This is a genomic window from Nesterenkonia sp. NBAIMH1, from assembly GCF_007922635.1.
GTDB lineage: Bacteria > Actinomycetota > Actinomycetes > Actinomycetales > Micrococcaceae > Nesterenkonia > Nesterenkonia pannonica.
The window spans coordinates 1-16,191 of sequence record NZ_CP042335.1; the positions used below are offsets into that span (position 1 = coordinate 1).

Below are 16,191 nucleotides of genomic sequence, written 5' to 3' on the forward strand. Positions count from 1 at the left end.
GGCCTCCACCTCGAGTGATCCGGTGAGAGGCCACAGCATCTCGTGGTCCTCGTGGCTGTGGGGCTCCCATCGCGTGGCTTCGGCGACACGGAAAATGGCGCTGCCGAAGAGGTAGGGCTCTGGGATCCGACTGCCGGAAGACCGTGGCCCCCGTGCGGCTTGTGAGCTCCACCGGTCTGACGGCACGTCGATGGGATCGCGACGCGCTTCGACTCTCCCGTGGATGCTGGGCGCGAGAATACTTCTGCTCATCGTTTCGACACCTTCCGGCCGTGCGCACTGGTAGTCACCAATTAGCTAATCTACACGTTCGCTAATGCGTATGGTCGTCACGGGAGCGTGACCGCTCGAACCTTCGTGGCTGCGGGACTACAACTAGGCGGAAGCGTCGCTCCAGGCATCCCGCAGCTTCTGGCGGACGGCTTCAGTCGCCGGAGTGAGGTCTCGGCGCGGGTGGAACAGCGCGTGCACGTCGCAGTCCGGCAGGGGCGGGCCATCGAGCACCGGGAGGGTCCCGCTGCTGATCTGTTCGGCGGCTGCGATCTTCGGCAGCGCGGCCCAGCCCAGCCCGACGGCCGCACACCTCTTGATGGCCTCGATGCTGCCGAAGTGGGAGCGCCGTCCGGCCGTGCCGCCTTGCTGCCGGAGGCTGGCAGCGATGCTGTCGCTGTATCCGCAGCCTTCCTCGATCAGAAGGGCATCTCGGGCGGCAAGCTCGGGCCACGTCAGCGAGTCACCGTGAGAATCGTCGTCGGGGCTGCCGACCAGTACCAGGGGCTCCCGGCCGAGCCGTTCGGCTTTCAGCTCCGAGTGGCGCAGGCTCGGCTCCAGTGTCAGAGCGAGATCCGCGCTTCCGCGCCGGACCTCGTCGACGGCCTGGTCGATTCCAGCCGGAGCCAGCCAGATGTCGATCTCTGGTGCTGACTCCCGCAGGGCGAGCACGACACCGGGAAGACGGTAGGTGCACAGCGATTCCGGAGCCACGATCCGTACAGTGCCAGCAATAGTCCCCTTGTCATGACCCGCGAGGGCTTTGAGGTTGCTCTCGGCGTTCAGGACATCCTCGGCGCGGGGGATGAGTCGCGCCCCGGCGTCTGTGACCTGGACTCCTGCGGGCAGACGGTCCAGCAGCCTGGTTCCCAGCTGGCTCTCCAGCTTTTGGAGATGACTGGTCACTGTGGACTGGGTCAGCCTCAGTTCCAGAGCCGCTTCGGTGAAGCTGTTCAGGTGCGCGACCGCAAGGAAGCTGCGCAGGAGTCGCGTATCCACAGGTCTCCTTATCGGCGTTTTCGATGGATAGGATCATGATTCATCGTTAGACACGATACCGCCTCAGGTCTGACTCTTGAACCATGAACAGCTCGGGGCCTCCCCACAACGACGCAGCGTCAGGTGCCGATGCACCCACCGGGGGAATGCCGGTGCTGCTCATCGTCACGTTTCTCGCGTTTCTGAACTACGCTGCGCTGTTGCCGGTGGTCCCGATGTGGGCTTCCTCGGGGGGTGCCGGAGGGCTTGCGGTGGGAAGCACGACGGCGGTGATGATGGCGGCCACGGTGAGCGCCCAATGTGCGGCGCCGTTGATCTTCAGGCTCTTCCGCTTGCGCGGGATGATGATCTTTGGAGCGCTTCTCCTAGGGGCTCCCGCCCCGCTCTACGTGCTGTCGACAGAGATGTGGACTGTCTTGGCTCTGACCGTGGTGCGCGGAGCCGGTTTTGCTTTGGTGGTCATCGCGGGTGCTGCATTAGCGGCTGACCTTGCTCGGGCCGGCCGCCTCTCGGCTTCGGCGTCGCTGTACGGCACTGCGGCGGCGCTCCCCAATGTGGCCGCGTTGGCCGGCGGTGTCTGGGCGGCTGAGAGGTTCGGCTTCGGAGTCGTGTTCTGTCTCGCAGGAGTGGGGTGCATAGCTGCTGCAGCCATCTCCGTTCTGCTTCCGAGTCAGGCCCGTGGCAGGTTTGCTCAGGTGTCGTTTCGCGATCTTCGACGCATTGCCTCTCCCATGGGACTGTTTTTGCTCACGGCGGCAGCCTTCGGTGCGGCGTCAACGTTTCTGCCTGTTGCTGGTCCCGCTGCCGGGCAGGTCTCTCTGGCACTGCTGGTGGCTTCGGTCGCATTGATCGCGGGTCGGCTTGCTGCGGGCGTGCTGGGTGGACGGATCCCGCCGGGAAGTCTTCTCCTCATATCCGCGCTGCTGGTGGCCGGGGGTCTTGCGCTCACCTCGGAAGCGCTCCGGGATGCTCCCTGGGTCCTTCTTGTCGGGGCGGGCCTGGTGGGTCTCGGCTTCGGCGCTGGTCAGAATGACTCGTTCGTGCTGATCGTGCACCGCCTTGGGCCCTCACGTTCTGGCACTGCGAGCACCCTCTGGAACATGGCTTACGACGGCGGGCTCGGAGCCGGAGCCTTGGGCCTGGGCTGGCTCATCGGCGTTGCCGGTTACGCCGACGCGTTTCTGATGATGAGCTTCGCTGTGGGCATCACGGCGCTGCTGGTCCAGTGGCTTGCTGGTCGAGACTGAGGCCTAGATGTATTCGGCCACGAGGTTGGTGACACTCCGGTCGGGTCATTGACGTAGAGGAGACCTCCGGGTGCGGTGGGCGATGTCTAAGTCGTCTACCGTCCGGAGGTCTCCCGTGTCCCACCGTAACGCCCGACTCAATGCCCGTGGTCGGCAACTGCTTGTTGAGCGTGTCTGTGAACAAGGCTGGGCAGTCGCTCACGCAGCCAAGGCCCAAGGTGTCTCCCGTCAGTGCGCCCACCGGTGGATCAACCGCTTCCGCGAAGAAGGCTGGCCCGGTCTCCACGATCGCTCCTCTCGGCCGCGCCACCGTCCACGACAGACCCCGGCCCAGACTGAGGAAGTCATCGTGGCCATGCGCATCCAGCAACGCCGTGGCCAGGACTGGATCGGCCCCGAGCTGGGCGTCCCAGCCCGAACGGTCTCACGGGTTCTGCGCCGGCACGCGATGCCCTATCTGCGCGACTGCGACCCGCTGACCGGGGAAGTGATCCGGTCCTCGAAGACCACCACGGTCCGCTACGAACGCGACCGGCCCGGGGAACTGGTCCATGTCGATGTCAAGAAGATCGGCAAGATCCCCGACGGCGGAGGATGGAAAGCCCATGGCCGCCAGATGGGCTCATCAGCGGCGAAGAAGCGAGCCCGGATCGGCTACGACTACGTGCATTCGATGGTCGATGACCACTCCCGGCTGGCCTACTCCGAGATCCTGGCTGACGAGAAGGGCGCCACCTGCGCGGGATTCATCCTTCGTGCAGCCGACTACTTCGCAGGCCATGGCATCACCCGGATCCAGCGAGTCATCACCGATAACCACTTCTCCTACCGGCACTCAGCAGAGGTGGCGGCAGCGATCAGTGTCCTTGATGCCAGACACAAGTTCATCAAACCTCACTGCCCTTGGCAGAACGGCAAAGTCGAACGGTTCAACCGCACCCTGCAAACTGAGTGGGCCTACCGGCAGGTCTTCCTCAACAACGCTGAACGCGCCGCCGCTCTTGCCCCCTGGCTCGAGGTCTACAACAATCAACGCCGCCACACCGCACTCGACGGTCTTCCACCGACCAGCCGACTGTCAACAACCTAACGGCCGAGTACACCTAGAGGGCCGCTTCGATGGGCTCGGCGAGGTCTTCAGGTTTGGTCTGAGGCGAGAACCGCTGGACGACTTCCCCATCGCGATTGATCAGGAACTTGGTGAAGTTCCATTTGATGGTTCCGCCGAGGAGACCAGAGCGCTCGTCCTTGAGCCATTGGTAAAGAGGGTGCGTGTGCTTGCCGTTGACGTGCACCTTGTCGAACATCGGGAAGCTGACCCCGTAGTTGACCTGGCAGAACTCCCCGATCTCACCGCTGTCCCCGGACTCCTGGGCGAAATCGTTGGAGGGGAAGCCGAGAATGGTCAGCCCACGCTCCTGGTAGGTGTCGTAGAGCTTCTGCAGGCCTTCGAACTGAGGCGCGAGGCCGCACTTGGAGGCGGTGTTGACCACCAGCACCACATCACCGTCGAAGTCGGCGAGAGCTCGTTCCTCGCCCTGCAATGTGGTGGCGGTGAAGTCCGCGAGCTTGGTCATAGGTGAATTGTCTCACCCGCAGGGGTCGGGCGGGAGGGGCCTTCATCAGGCCTTCAGCTGTGCCGCGAGACGCTAGTATCCATACCTAGGACCGCCCCGCGTCGTATGACCGCCGCAGTCTTCGGCACGCTCATGGCGTTGGAACCTGCAGCAGCCCTGGTGAGGGGACTGCCGCGCAACGTGGAGGTCGCCGCTGACTGCCCATGTCACGCCCATTCCGTCTGAGAAGCTCCAGGTATCGACGAAGGAGACGCACCATGTTTACCGGCCTCAGCGCATTCCCCCTCACCCCACTGAATAATGACGCCGTGGATGAGGCTGCATTCATTGGCCTGATCCAACGCCTGGTCGTTGCCGGGGCGGATTCGATCACGGCTCTGGGCTCCACCGGCTCCTATGCCTACCTCACTGCTGCCGAACGCGCCCGTGTGGTGGAGCTTGCGGTGGAACAAGCCGGTGAGACCCCGGTCTTCGCGGGGATCGGCGCGCTTCGGACGTCCCATGTGCTTGCCCACGCCGAGGCGGCACAGCAGGCGGGGGCGCAGGCTTTGCTGCTGGCTCCGGTCAGCTATCAGACGCTGACCGACGATGAGGTCTTCTGCCTCTTTCGCGCTGTCACTCGGGAGGCTTCAGTGCCCGTGGTCGTCTACGACAACCCTGGCACCACCCACTTCAGCTTCAGCACTGAACTCTACGGACGCATCGCCGAACTGGCCGGCATCGCCTCCATCAAGATCCCACCGGTCCCCCACGACATTGATGGGGCGCGGCAGCGGATACGTGACGTGCGGGCCGTCTTACCAGATGATGTGACTGTTGGGGTCTCTGGGGATCCGACTGCGGCCACTGGCCTGATCGCCGGGGCCGATATCTGGTACTCCGTGATCGCGGGCATCCTTCCAGAGCCTGCTCTGCGCATCACTCGCGCTGTGCAGCAAGGGCAGACCGACCGAGCTCAGGAAGAATCCGAAGGGCTTACCCCGCTGTGGGAGCTTTTCAGGAAACGCGGCAGCCTCCGAGTCGCCGCCGCCATCGCCGAACAGCTCAACCTGGCACCACAGAGCTGCCTGCCCCTGCCCATCCGTGGACTGGACGAGGCAGAGCGCCAGAAAGTCGATGCGGCTCTTAAGAGCCTTGTCTGGTGAAAGGCATCGGGCTCTTCGTCACTCCGGCAGGTCGGATTCTGTGACCGGGACGTCTTCGAAGCGCCAGGGGTTGACCCCGACCTGGCGAAGGAACCAGTCGGTGCCTTCGTGCTCGCCCGGTGACTCCAGGGTCAGCTCCTCGCCTTCAACATCCGGGTAGACCAGGTAGGCGACTGCCGAGTCACCTTCGTCATAGTCCCGGTACGAGCCGAAGAGCACGTCGGTGAGCCGGTGATAGTCCCGGCCGGAGACGTCGGACTCTTCGGGATCCTCTTCGTCGACCTCCACGTCGGTGACGAAGTACCGCAGCGGTTCGACCCAGTGGTCCCCTGCTACCAAGTACGGCAGGTCCACCGAAGCGACTTGGCTGACGCCAGCCCGGTGCGCTCCTCCGGCCCCAAGGGCGAAGGGCCAGTTCAGGTTCGCACCCTCCTCGGTCGCCTCGGCCCGGATGCCCGCCACAATCAGGCCATCATGCCGCTCCAGCGAGTCCACGCTGAGAATGACCTCCTCGTCGGCGTGGGGCCCGCTGTCACCTGCGTTGACGGTGATGCTCTCGTCAGCAGTTCCGACGGGTCCTTCCGGTTCAGGAAGCTCTCCCTCCACCGCCCGCTCGGCAGGCTCGGTCACCGTGGTGAAATGCAGCTCCACCCGCCGGTTCATGGCACGGCCCTCCTCAGAGTTGTTGTCCGCGATGGGTTCACGGAAGGACTCCCCCGTGACGGACACGTCATCGAACGCCTCGAGATCGGCGATCTCCTCCAGCTGATCATGCACAGCCTCGGCTCGCTCCTCTGACAGCGCCTGGTTGTACTCCTCGTCCAGCACGTCGTCGGTATGCCCGACGATCCGCAGCTCTCCGCCCTCGGTGCCGGCCATCTCTTCCGCCGCGGTCTCGAGCGCCTCCTCCGCGTCGGAGGTCAGCTCCGAGGAGTCGACGTCGAAGAGCACGTCGGAGGGCAGGCTGACGGTCGTCTCATCCCCTTCGACCTCGACGGTGTACTCGGGGGTGTCGCGCCAGCTCACCAGCTCGTGGCTCTGACCGGTCACATCCGTGGGGTCGAGGCTCTCGTCGGTGGAGTTGGCCTCGTTCAGATCGCCCTCTACGACGGGGACGCCGGACACCAGGCCGAAGTGCGGCAGGAGAACGCTGACCGTATCGCTCTCGGGTGCGGCGAAGATGCCGTACCAGTTCAGCGTGTCGCCAGGTTCAGCACTTCCTGCAGCGCGGTCACCAGAGGAACCGGACGCGGCCGCGATGCTGCCTTCGCCCTGCTCCGACCTTGCCAGCTCGGCCGCAGTCATCGCTTCGGGGTCGATCAGTCGCACCTGGCCGCCGGCTCGGCTGCCGTCGGCCACTCCGGCGAGGCCGTGGAGGATGTTCATGGTGCTCAGCGTGTCTTCGCCCTCCTGGTAGTCGAAGTCCATGGGGAGGGCCGCCAGATCACCGTCGCGCACCACTGGCCCGATGACGGCCTCCAACGTCACATCGCCTGAGAGGCGCCCACCATAGTGCGGGAAGAACGTCGCCGATGCCGCAACTCCCTCGGCCCCAGAGGTCTCCGGATCAGTAGGTTCGATGCTCTCCTCTGAGTCCTGGCCCTCGGCAGCGTCCGGCTCGGTCTGACCTGTTTCCTCCGCGGGTTCGGGACTGCCGGTGGGATCTGCATCTTCGAAGGAGGCCTGCTCCTCAGAGCCGCAGGCCGCCAGGGCCAAAAGTGCTGCGAGTGCGGCGGCGCTGATCGTGACGGACTGGTTCTTAAGAATCATCGGTCCTCTTCTCGTGGCTCGTTCTGTGGAGACCACCACGGGGGTGCTGCCCATGAGTCGCCCGCAGCGGCGGAAAAGTTGCATCCGACTCGATGAATATAGCCGCATATGCGCAATGATGGCCGTCACCGAACCGATATAGACCTTATTGACCAAGGTGTTTGAGCGGCCTAATCTGAAATAACTCCGGCGCAATCCGCAGGGCACAGACCACATTGGACGCGTACGAACGCCTCTGACACATGCGCATCAGCCGGCTATATGCGCTGTTGCCGAAGACGGTCCCGCTCCCCGACCGTGAAAGCCAGCACCATGCCCGTCATCTCCGTCACCACAGACTCTGAGCGCCTGACGATGAACGTCGTCGCTGACTTTCCCGTTCCGGTGCGTCGACTGTGGGATGCATACGCCGACCCTCGCCAGATCGAGAGATTCTGGGGACCGCCGGGATACCCGGCAACCTTTACCCGGCATGATCTCTTTCCCGGCGGGCGCAGCGAGTACTTCATGACGGGTCCGGACGGCACGCGCTCGTTCTGCTTCTGGGAATTCCTCGCCGTGGAAGAAGGACATTCTTTCGAGGTGCAGGACGGCTGGACTGCCGAGGATGGCGAGCCCTCGTCCGATATGCCGTCGGTTCGGGTGCTCTTCGCATTCGACGAGACGCCGGACGGCTCACGGCTCACCAGCAGCGCCACTTTCCCCTCTTCGGAGGCCATGGGGAAGTTGGTCTCTATGGGAGTCGTCGAGGGCACAAAGGCTGCTATGGCTCAGATAGACCAGGTCGTCTCGGACCTGGTGACCTTCGCCCCCGGAAGGGCACTCGAATGGACCCTGATAGGGGACGATCGGGTTCGGATCACCAGGGTGCTCCGCGGCACTCTCCAGCAGGTGTGGCACGCCCACCACGATTCAGAGCTGATACGCCGATGGATGTATGGGCCTGAGGGCTGGTCCATTTCCGAGTGCACTCCAGCCGTGGACGGCGGCGAGCACTACCGGTACGTGTTCGAGCCCAGCCCGGGCGTGGAGGGCCGCACCTTCGCGATCGGGGGTGAGCTCCTCGAGAGTGTGCCGCCGCGGCGGGAAGTATCCCTGGAGAGCATGGAGGGAATCGAAGGTCCTCCTGCTCGCAATGTGCAGACCTTCATCCCCGTCGGGGGTGGGACGCTGCTGTCACTGGTGATCACATACGCCAGTGCCGAACAGCGCGATATGGTTTTGGGAACGGGTATGACTGACGGAATGGAGATCACCTACTCCCGCCTGGAAAACGTGCTGGCACGATGAGGAGCCTCCACATCAGTGTGGTGCTCGAACGCGATGCTGGTGAGGTCTATGCGTTCGCTGCTGATCCGGACAATTTGCCGCGGTGGGCGGCCGGACTGGCCCAGAGCGATGTCCGCAGAGAAGGCTCCGCTCTGGTGACTCACTCCCCGATGGGCGAGGTGTCCATCACGTTTGCGCCCCAGAATGCATTCGGCGTCCTGGATCATGACGTACGGCTGCCCTCCGGACAGGTGGTGCACAATCCTCTGCGGGTTGTCACTCACCCCCAGGGTTCTGAGGTCGTCTTCACGCTCCGCCAACGGGACCTCACTGATGAGGAGTTCGAGCGGGACGCCGCCGCGGTCAGGCAGGATCTGGAACAGCTGAGGGCGCTGCTGGATGAAGGCGTCTGAGGCGATGCATCGGGTGAGGCACGCTATTCGGGCTTAGCAGACTTCTGCCCCTGCAGTCGGCGCCGAAGTGCACGGGCCTTCTTGCGCAGCTGCGATGCGTTGTCGGGGGCCGGCTGCACGATGGCGGGGTCGGCTTCTCGCAGGGGTGCTTTCTCACCCGCCGATGCATCGGCAAACATGGAGTCGATCAGCATGCTGGCGACGTCTCTGCTCTGGCCCACCCATGGATAGTGGTGGCCGGTGATCATGGCGTTGCTGTTGACCTCGAGCACGTAGGGCTTCTCGCCGTTGCCGTTGCGGGGAAGAAGCATGTCGATTCCTGCCACGCGCAGTCCTGGGATTGCTTGGGCCACGGATTCGGCCAGGGCGATCTCCTCTTCGGTCAGTTCGTCGGTCGCGTCGACTCCGTCTCCGCCGCTATGTACGTTCGAGTTCGGCCGCAGCCACACCTGCTGGCCGTCTTCCGGGACCGAATCCAGTGCCAGCTGCTGCTTCGCCAGTTCCTTGACGACGATGTCGTCCACAAGGATCTGGTAGTGGACGGGGTTCTGCGACTCGGTCCTGAGCCGGTTCTTCTCATCGACCAGTTCCGTCACGGTGGAGGTGCCGTCGCCGATGACGTTGGCGGGAACTCGCCTGGCGGCGGCCGCAACCTTTCCGGAGATGAGGAGGACGCGGTGCTCCACACCGTCGACGAATCGCTCGACCAGGACGTACTCAGACTGCTCTGCCACGTCGTGGAACGCCTTTTCGAACTCGGAGAAGTCATTGATGCCGATGTGCACGGAGGCGCCCATTCTCCCGTTGTGCGGCTTAACCACTACGGGTGTCTGATGCGACGCCCAGCTCCAGGCCTCGTGGAGCTGGTCACGTCCGAACGCGACGTTCTCCGGTGCGCGCACACCTTCGTTGAGCAGAAGGCGGGTGGTCACGTCTTTGTAGCGTGTGCAGCGCCGGGCAAGACGGTCGTTGAGGTTGGAGTGTGCGCCTTCGAACCGGACACGGCGATTGCCCGCTTTCATAATGAGCCGGTTCCTGTGGTCCGCAAATATGGGGACGCCCTTTTCCATGGCCCGGTTGGCCAGCAGGGTGGTGGTGAGTCCAGCCTTGATGCCCTGCTCGAGCAAGTACTTTCGGGTTTCTTCTAGCTCTACGATCGTCTTTGACCTCTCATCGAAGCGCCCTAGGTTTCGTTCCATGGGTAGACGGCCGGGGGCGCAGGCGTCCTAGGGTAAGTCTAGGGGGCTTCAACCATGGCTGAGTTGCTGCGACCTAGAGCCTGACGGTTTGGCTTTGGTCACAGAAGAGCCCGGACCTGCAGAAAACTGCGGATCCGGGCCCCCTTATCAGGCCTTACGGCGACAACTCAGGACATCAATCTCAGAAGTCCCAGTCGTCGTCCTCGGTCTCGACGGCCTTGCCGATGACGTAGCTGGAGCCGGAGCCGGAGAAGAAGTCGTGGTTCTCGTCGGCGTTGGGGCTCAGGGCCGAGAGGATCGCGGGGTTCACCTCCGTGAGCTCGGGCGGGAACATGGCCTCGTAGCCGAGGTTCATCAGTGCCTTGTTGGCGTTGTAGTGGAGGAACTTCTTCACGTCCTCCGTCATGCCCACACCGTCATAGAGGTCCGCGGTGTACTGAATCTCGTTCTCGTAGAGCTCCATGAGGAGGTCGTAGGTGTAGGCCTTCAGCTCCTCCTGACGCTCCGGGCTTTCCTGCTCCAGCGCCCGCTGGTACTTGTAGCCGATGTAGTAGCCGTGGACGGCCTCATCACGGATGATCAGCCGGATGATGTCCGCGGTGTTCGTCAGCTTGGCCCGCGAGGACCAGTGCATCGGCAGGTAGAAGCCGGAGTAGAAGAGGAAGGATTCCAGGATGGTCGAGGCCACCCGCTTCTTGAGCCCATCGTTGCCGTGGTAGTAGTCCATGACGATCTGAGCTTTGCGCTGCAGGTTCTCGTTCTCCCGGGACCAACGGAATGCCTCGTCGATCTCCTTGGTGGAGCACAGGGTGGAGAAGATCTGCGAGTAGGACTTCGCGTGGACTGACTCCATGAAGGCGATGTTGGTGAGCACCGCCTCCTCATGCTGGGTCAGCGAATCCGGGATCAGCGCCACCGCGCCGACAGTGCCCTGGATGGTGTCCAGCAGGGTCAGGCCGGTGAAGACCCGCATGGTGAGGGTCTTCTCCTCCTCCGTGAGAGTCGCCCAGGACTGCACATCGTTGGACACCGGCACCTTCTCAGGCAGCCAGAAGTTATTGACCAGGCGATTCCAGACCTCGCCGTCCTTCTCGTCCTGCAGACGATTCCAGTTGATCGCGTCGACGTGGTCCAGCAGACCCGAAACGGTCTGCGCCTCTGCTGATGTCGTCATAGTTCCTTCAGCTCGTGTGATGATCTCTCACGGCCGGCGCCGACGGCGGGGCCTGTGTATGTTCTCGAAAACCAATGCTCTCCGCGCTCAGCGCGCAGGGAGGGCTACAGCATGCAGGAGACGCAGCCTTCGACCTCTGTGCCCTCGAGGGCCAGCTGCCGCAGACGGATGTAGTAGAGGGTCTTGATGCCCTTCTTCCACGCGTAGATCTGCGCCTTGTTGATGTCACGGGTGCTCGCCGTGTCCTTGAAGAACAGTGTCAGGCTCAACCCCTGGTCAACATGCTGGGTGGCTGCAGCGTAGGTGTCGATGATCTTCTCGTAGCCGATCTCGTACGCGTCCTGGTAGTACTCCAGGTTCTCGTTGGTGAGATACGGCGCCGGGTAGTACACGCGGCCCAGCTTGCCCTCTTTGCGGATCTCGATCGGCGACGCCACCGGGTGGATCGACGAGGTCGAGTTGTTGATGTAGCTGATCGAGCCCGTCGGCGGCACAGCCTGCAGGTTCTGGTTATAGATGCCGTGCTTCTGCACCTCAGCCTTCAGCTCACGCCAGTCCGCCTGAGTCGGCAGGGTCACGTGGCCGAACAGCTGACGCACCTTCTCCGTCTTCGGCTCCCACGACTCATCGGTGTACTTGTCGAAGAACTCGCCCGAGGCGTACTGGGAGCGCTCGAAGCCGTCGAAGGCCCGGCCCGTCTCCTTCGCCAGCAGGTTCGACGCCCGCAGGCAGTGGTACAGCACCGTGTAGAAGTAGATGTTGGTGAAGTCCAAGCCCTCTTCTGAGCCGTAGTGGACCCGCTCGCGCGCCAGGTAGCCGTGCAGGTTCATCTGACCCAGGCCGATGGCGTGGCTGCGCCGGTTGCCCTCAGCGATCGAAGGGACCGAATCGATGTAAGACATGTCCGAGACCGCAGTCAGGGAGCGGATGGCCGTCTCGATGGTCTGGCCGAAGTCCACCGAGTCCATCGTCTTGGCGATGTTCAGCGAGCCCAGGTTGCAGGAGATGTCCTTGCCGATCTGCGCGTACCCCAGGTCAGCCTCGTAGACCGAAGGCTCAGAGACCTGCAGGATCTCGGAGCACAGGTTCGACATCGAGATCCGGCCGTCGATCGGGTTGGCCCGGTTCACCGTGTCCTCGAACATGATGTACGGGTAGCCGGACTCGAACTGGATCTCAGCGAGGGTCTGGAAGAACTCGCGAGCGTTGATCTTGGTCTTGCGGATCCGGCCGTCGTCGACCATCTCGTAGTACTTCTCCGTCACCGAAATCTCGCTGAACGGGGTGCCGTAGACGCGCTCCACGTCGTACGGGCTGAAGAGGTACATGTCCTCATTGCGCTTGGCGAGCTCGAACGTGATGTCCGGGACCACGACGCCGAGGCTGAGGGTCTTGATCCGGATCTTCTCGTCCGCGTTCTCCCGCTTGGTGTCGAGGAACCGGTGGATGTCCGGGTGGTGGGCGCTGAGGTACACGGCACCGGCGCCCTGGCGGGCTCCGAGCTGGTTCGCGTAGGAGAACGAGTCCTCCAGCAGCTTCATCACCGGGATGACGCCCGAGGACTGGTTCTGGATCTGCTTGATGGGGGCGCCGTGCTCACGCACGTTGGTCAGCGACAGCGCCACTCCCCCGCCGCGCTTGGAGAGCTGCAGGGCGGAGTTGATGCCGCGGGCGATGGACTCCATGTTGTCTTCGATGCGCAGCAGGAAGCAGGAGACCAGCTCGCCGCGCTGCTTCTTGCCCGAGTTCAGGAACGTGGGAGTCGCCGGCTGGAATCGTCCGGAGATGATCTCCTGCATGATGCGGGTGGCCAGATGCTCGTCACCCTGGCCCAGGTGCAGCGCGACCATGCACACGCGGTCTTCGAGCCGCTCCAGGAAGCGGTTGCCGTCGAAGGTCTTCAGCGCGTACGACGTGTAGAACTTGAAGGCGCCCAGGAAGGTGGGGAAGCGGAACTTGTAGGCGTAGGCCTCATCCCACAGGCGTCGCACGAACTCGCGGGAGTACTGCTCGAGAGTCTCAGGCTCGTAGTAGTCGTTCTCTACGAGGTAGTTGAGCTTCTCATCGAGGTCGTGGAAGAACACCGTGTTGGTGTTCACGTTGTCCAGGAAGTACTTGCGCGCAGCCAGCTGATCGGCCTCGAACTGGATCTTGCCGTCCGGGCCGTAGAGGTTCAGCATGGCGTTGAGCTCGTGGTAGCTCAGGCCCTCCCACTGCGGGGGGACGCTCTTGGCGAGTGCCGGTTCGGCTACGCGGCTGAGAGGCTTGACTGCTGTTTCCAAAATTCTTCCAATCCCTTCAGCACTGTCGAGACGTCCCTCTCAGTGCCCATGAGTTCAAAGCGGTACAGGTGCGGCACGCTGCATTTGGCGGCGATGATGTCGCCTGCAACGCAGTAGCTCTCCTGAAAATTCGTGTTGCCGGACCCGATGACGCCGCGCAGCAGCCGCCGGTTGGACTCCACATTGAGGAACGTGATGACCTGCTTGGGCACTGAGCCCTTGCCGCCGTCTGCCCCATAGCTGGGAGTGACCAGGACGAACGGCTCAGTGGCCTGCAGAGTCTCCTCGGTGGTGCGCAGCGGCAGCCGCGCCGTCTCGCCCTCAGGCAGGCCCAGCTTCTCCACGAACCGGTGCGTGTTGTTCGACACCGACGAGAAGTAGATCAGCGTGGCTGAGGTGAGCACAGGAACTCCTGCTGGATCGTCAGGCTGCGACTGCCTGCGCTTCGGCAGCCAGCTCGCTGATCTTGTCGGGGCGAAAGCCGGACCAGTGGTCGGCGTCGGTGATGACGACGGGGGCCTGCATGTAGCCCAGAGCGCGAACCCGCTCGAGAGCCTCAGCGTCCTGGGAGATGTCGACGGTCTTGTAGGCCACGCCGTTCTTGTCGAGAGCGCGGTAGGTGGCGTTGCACTGGACGCATGCCGGCTTGGTGTAGACGGTGACGCTCATGGGGAAGACTCCTCGATCCATTTGCTGCGGGATAAAACGTGGTGCGGAATAAAACCGGATCCGCGGTGACCAGGCGGCTCTTCGCCCTGTTCCCTGCGGACTTGCTCAATACTACATCTTGGGTTTGGCCCCGTCACCAACCACTAGATGATGTACTCACATCGATGTAGTTCCCCACACCGAACTGCACAGGACCTGTGGAGGGCCTTTCAGCGCAATACCGCGGATCCATGGCTCTCCTGCACCTGTCCTCCACAGGTGTGCACTCTTCTGATCCCCAACCCAGGCCGGGCGTGTCGCCACAACATGTGGTGCGAACGGCAAGGGTCCCCGCCACATGATGTGGCAGGGACCCCATTTTCGCAGGCTGGAACTACAGGCGCAGAAGCACCTTTCCGCTGCTCTGAGCGTCGCGGGCCGCCGCAAAGGCCGCCTCGGCCTCGTCGAGGCCGAATTCATGCGTCAGGAGCGCATCTGCTGCATCGTCGTCGGCGAGGATCCGCACGGCCTCGTGGATTTCGTCCTTGAAGCGGAACGTGCCCAGAAGCGTCAGCTCCTTGGAGATATAGGGCGCCAGGCTCACCGGGCGCGCCTGGCCGGGCACCATTCCCACCTGCACCACAGTGCCTGCAGGCCTGGCGGCCGCCAAGGCCGTGGAGATCGCAGGTGCCGCCCCTGAGCACTCCAGGACGACGTCGTAGGCACTGACCGGCACGGCCTGCTCTGCCACATTGATGACCTCATCAGCCCCCATGGCTCGAGCCCGGTCCAAGGGCCCCTCGAGCACGTCGCCGACATGCACCACGGCGGCTCCTCGGGCACGGGCCGCCACCAGCGCCAGCAGGCCGATCGGCCCTGCGCCGGAGACGAACACCTTCCTGCCGGTGAGATCTCCCGCACGGCCCGCGCCGTGGAGCGCTACCGCCAGCGGCTCTGCCAGCGCAGCCCGGCGCACCGAGAGCGCATCCGGCAGCGGCACCACCATGTCGGCGGCCACCAGCAGCTGTTCCGATGCCGCGCCCTGGGTGTGCGGCCAGGTCGAGGCGCTGCCCAGGTATGAGCCTCCAGGCCACAGATGCGGACTGTCGGGGTACTCGGCCTGCTGCTGGCCGAACCTCGCCGGGTGGACCGTGACGGGCTGGCCCGCCTCGAACCTGCCGGACGGGTCCTCGGCCACGCGCCCGCTGAGCTCGTGTCCAGGGATCAGCGGCTCGCGGACGGTGAACTCCCCGTTGGCTCCCTCATAGAAGTAGTGCAGATCCGACCCGCAGATCCCCACATACTCCACATTGATCAGCACCTCACCCGTCTTCGGCTGTGGAGCCTCCACGGTTCTGACGGCGGCCTTCTCAGCCGCATCGATATACAGCGCACGCATGGGGCGTCCTTTCTGGGTGCCGAGGATCAGACCACGGCTGTCATGCCGCCGTCGACGAAGATGTTCTGCCCCGAGACGAAGCTCGACGCATCCGATGAGAGGAACAGCAGGGCGCCGGCCAGCTCATCGAAGCTGCCCCATCGTCCCGCTGGGGTGCGAGCCCGCAGCCAGGAGTCGAAGGTCTCGTTCTCCACCAGGTCCCGATTCATCTCGGTCGCGAAGTACCCGGGCGAGAGAGCGTTGACCTGGATGTTGTGCCGGGCCAGATCGGCGGCCATCCCCTTGGTCAGCTGCGCCACGCCGCCCTTGCTCGCCGAGTAGGGAGCGATGGTCTGGCGAGCCAGGTGCGACTGGACTGAGGCGATGTTGATGATCTTGCCGGAGCCGCGCTCCACCATGGCCGGCGTGACGAATCGGGACACGTAGAAGGCGCTGGAGAGATTGGAGGCCAGCACCGCGTCCCAGTCGTCCGGGTCGAACTCGTGGATCGGGGCCCGTCGCTGCAGCCCCGCATTGTTGACCACGATGTCCGGGACTCCGTGGTTCTGGATCAGCTCAGCGATCCCCTGCTTCACGGCGTCTTTGTCGGTGACGTCGAAGCGGACTGTGCCCGCCGACCGCTGGCCGCTCTCCTCGATGAGCTGGGAGGTCTCTGCCAGAGCCTCAGCGCTGCGTCCGTGGAGGATGACCCGGGCACCGGCCTCGGCGAGGGTGAGGGCCAGCGCTCGGCCCAGACCTCGGGAGGAGCCGGTGACCAGCACGAGCCGGCCGGTGACGTCGAACAGCTGGTTCACTCGTG

The 16,191-nt window shown here is 63.8% G+C and carries 15 protein-coding genes; 5 read left to right on the forward strand and 10 right to left on the reverse strand.

Annotation, left to right across the window (positions count from 1 at the left end):
* Positions 1-375: 375 nt before the first annotated feature.
* A complete protein-coding gene (locus FS388_RS00010; RefSeq protein WP_146338372.1) occupies positions 376-1,269 on the reverse strand; it encodes a LysR family transcriptional regulator in 894 nt (297 codons plus the stop codon).
* 146 nt (positions 1,270-1,415) lie between these two features.
* Here FS388_RS00010 and FS388_RS00015 point away from each other — a divergent pair, with 146 nt between their 5' ends.
* Both FS388_RS00015 and FS388_RS00020 read left to right on the forward strand, forming a co-directional pair.
* Positions 1,416-2,516, forward strand: a complete 1,101-nt coding sequence (locus tag FS388_RS00015; protein ID WP_146338376.1) for an MFS transporter — start codon at positions 1,416-1,418, stop codon at positions 2,514-2,516.
* 115 nt (positions 2,517-2,631) lie between these two features.
* Positions 2,632-3,606: an IS481 family transposase gene (locus tag FS388_RS00020; protein WP_146338379.1), complete on the forward strand. Its 975-nt coding sequence runs from the start codon at positions 2,632-2,634 to the stop codon at positions 3,604-3,606.
* Between the two features lie 13 nt (positions 3,607-3,619).
* Here FS388_RS00020 and FS388_RS00025 read toward each other — a convergent pair whose 3' ends face one another.
* Complete coding sequence (locus tag FS388_RS00025) at positions 3,620-4,093, reverse strand: glutathione peroxidase (protein WP_146338382.1); 474 nt, start codon at positions 4,091-4,093, stop codon at positions 3,620-3,622.
* A 257-nt stretch (positions 4,094-4,350) separates the two neighbouring features.
* On the opposite strand from FS388_RS00025, the gene FS388_RS00030 reads away from it, so the two are divergent.
* Positions 4,351-5,238, forward strand: coding sequence for a dihydrodipicolinate synthase family protein (locus tag FS388_RS00030; RefSeq protein WP_146338385.1), 888 nt, complete (start codon positions 4,351-4,353; stop codon positions 5,236-5,238).
* Positions 5,239-5,256: 18 nt separating this feature from the next.
* Here the strand turns inward: FS388_RS00030 and FS388_RS00035 are convergent, their stop codons facing one another.
* On the reverse strand, positions 5,257-7,008 hold the full coding sequence (locus tag FS388_RS00035; protein ID WP_168198533.1) for an OmpA family protein: 1,752 nt from the start codon (positions 7,006-7,008) through the stop codon (positions 5,257-5,259).
* Positions 7,009-7,305: 297 nt separating this feature from the next.
* Between FS388_RS00035 and FS388_RS00040 the strand changes: the two genes are divergently transcribed.
* On the forward strand, positions 7,306-8,298 hold the full coding sequence (locus FS388_RS00040; RefSeq protein WP_246836227.1) for an SRPBCC family protein: 993 nt from the start codon (positions 7,306-7,308) through the stop codon (positions 8,296-8,298).
* A complete protein-coding gene (locus FS388_RS00045) occupies positions 8,295-8,690 on the forward strand; it encodes an SRPBCC family protein (RefSeq protein ID WP_146338391.1) in 396 nt (131 codons plus the stop codon). Before FS388_RS00040 ends, FS388_RS00045 begins: the two co-directional genes overlap by 4 nt.
* Positions 8,691-8,713: 23 nt before the next feature.
* On the opposite strand, the gene FS388_RS00050 is transcribed toward FS388_RS00045, so the two are convergent.
* From FS388_RS00050 to FS388_RS00080, 7 genes are all read right to left on the reverse strand, one after another.
* Positions 8,714-9,817 carry an ATP-grasp domain-containing protein gene (locus FS388_RS00050; RefSeq protein WP_168198534.1) on the reverse strand — a complete coding sequence of 368 codons (1,104 nt, stop codon included), beginning with the start codon at positions 9,815-9,817 and terminating at the stop codon, positions 8,714-8,716.
* A 253-nt stretch (positions 9,818-10,070) separates the two neighbouring features.
* Positions 10,071-11,063 (reverse strand): class 1b ribonucleoside-diphosphate reductase subunit beta, encoded by a 993-nt coding sequence (nrdF, locus tag FS388_RS00055; protein WP_146338397.1) that lies wholly within the window; start codon positions 11,061-11,063, stop codon positions 10,071-10,073.
* 104 nt (positions 11,064-11,167) lie between these two features.
* On the reverse strand, positions 11,168-13,345 hold the full coding sequence (nrdE, locus tag FS388_RS00060; RefSeq protein ID WP_146338400.1) for a class 1b ribonucleoside-diphosphate reductase subunit alpha: 2,178 nt from the start codon (positions 13,343-13,345) through the stop codon (positions 11,168-11,170).
* Positions 13,312-13,749 carry a class Ib ribonucleoside-diphosphate reductase assembly flavoprotein NrdI gene (nrdI, locus tag FS388_RS00065; RefSeq protein ID WP_246836228.1) on the reverse strand — a complete coding sequence of 146 codons (438 nt, stop codon included), beginning with the start codon at positions 13,747-13,749 and terminating at the stop codon, positions 13,312-13,314. Before nrdI ends, nrdE begins: the two co-directional genes overlap by 34 nt.
* Before the next feature lie 19 nt (positions 13,750-13,768).
* Positions 13,769-14,014, reverse strand: coding sequence for a glutaredoxin-like protein NrdH (gene nrdH, locus FS388_RS00070; protein ID WP_146338406.1), 246 nt, complete (start codon positions 14,012-14,014; stop codon positions 13,769-13,771).
* Between the two features lie 373 nt (positions 14,015-14,387).
* Entirely contained in the window at positions 14,388-15,392 is a 1,005-nt protein-coding gene (locus tag FS388_RS00075) for a zinc-binding dehydrogenase (protein ID WP_146338409.1), read from the reverse strand.
* 26 nt (positions 15,393-15,418) lie between these two features.
* Complete coding sequence (locus tag FS388_RS00080) at positions 15,419-16,186, reverse strand: glucose 1-dehydrogenase (protein ID WP_146341788.1); 768 nt, start codon at positions 16,184-16,186, stop codon at positions 15,419-15,421.
* Between the last annotated feature and the right edge of the window lie 5 nt (positions 16,187-16,191).

Coding starts and splice junctions, on each gene's coding strand:
- FS388_RS00045 (WP_146338391.1), top strand. CDS start 8,295: ATGAGGAGCCTCCACATCAGTGTGGTGCTCGAACGCGATGCTGGTGAG.
- FS388_RS00025 (WP_146338382.1), bottom strand. CDS start 4,093: ATGACCAAGCTCGCGGACTTCACCGCCACCACATTGCAGGGCGAGGAA.
- FS388_RS00035 (WP_168198533.1), bottom strand. CDS start 7,008: ATGATTCTTAAGAACCAGTCCGTCACGATCAGCGCCGCCGCACTCGCA.
- nrdF (WP_146338397.1), bottom strand. CDS start 11,063: ATGACGACATCAGCAGAGGCGCAGACCGTTTCGGGTCTGCTGGACCAC.
- FS388_RS00015 (WP_146338376.1), top strand. CDS start 1,416: ATGCCGGTGCTGCTCATCGTCACGTTTCTCGCGTTTCTGAACTACGCT.
- FS388_RS00075 (WP_146338409.1), bottom strand. CDS start 15,392: ATGCGTGCGCTGTATATCGATGCGGCTGAGAAGGCCGCCGTCAGAACC.
- FS388_RS00030 (WP_146338385.1), top strand. CDS start 4,351: ATGTTTACCGGCCTCAGCGCATTCCCCCTCACCCCACTGAATAATGAC.
- nrdH (WP_146338406.1), bottom strand. CDS start 14,014: ATGAGCGTCACCGTCTACACCAAGCCGGCATGCGTCCAGTGCAACGCC.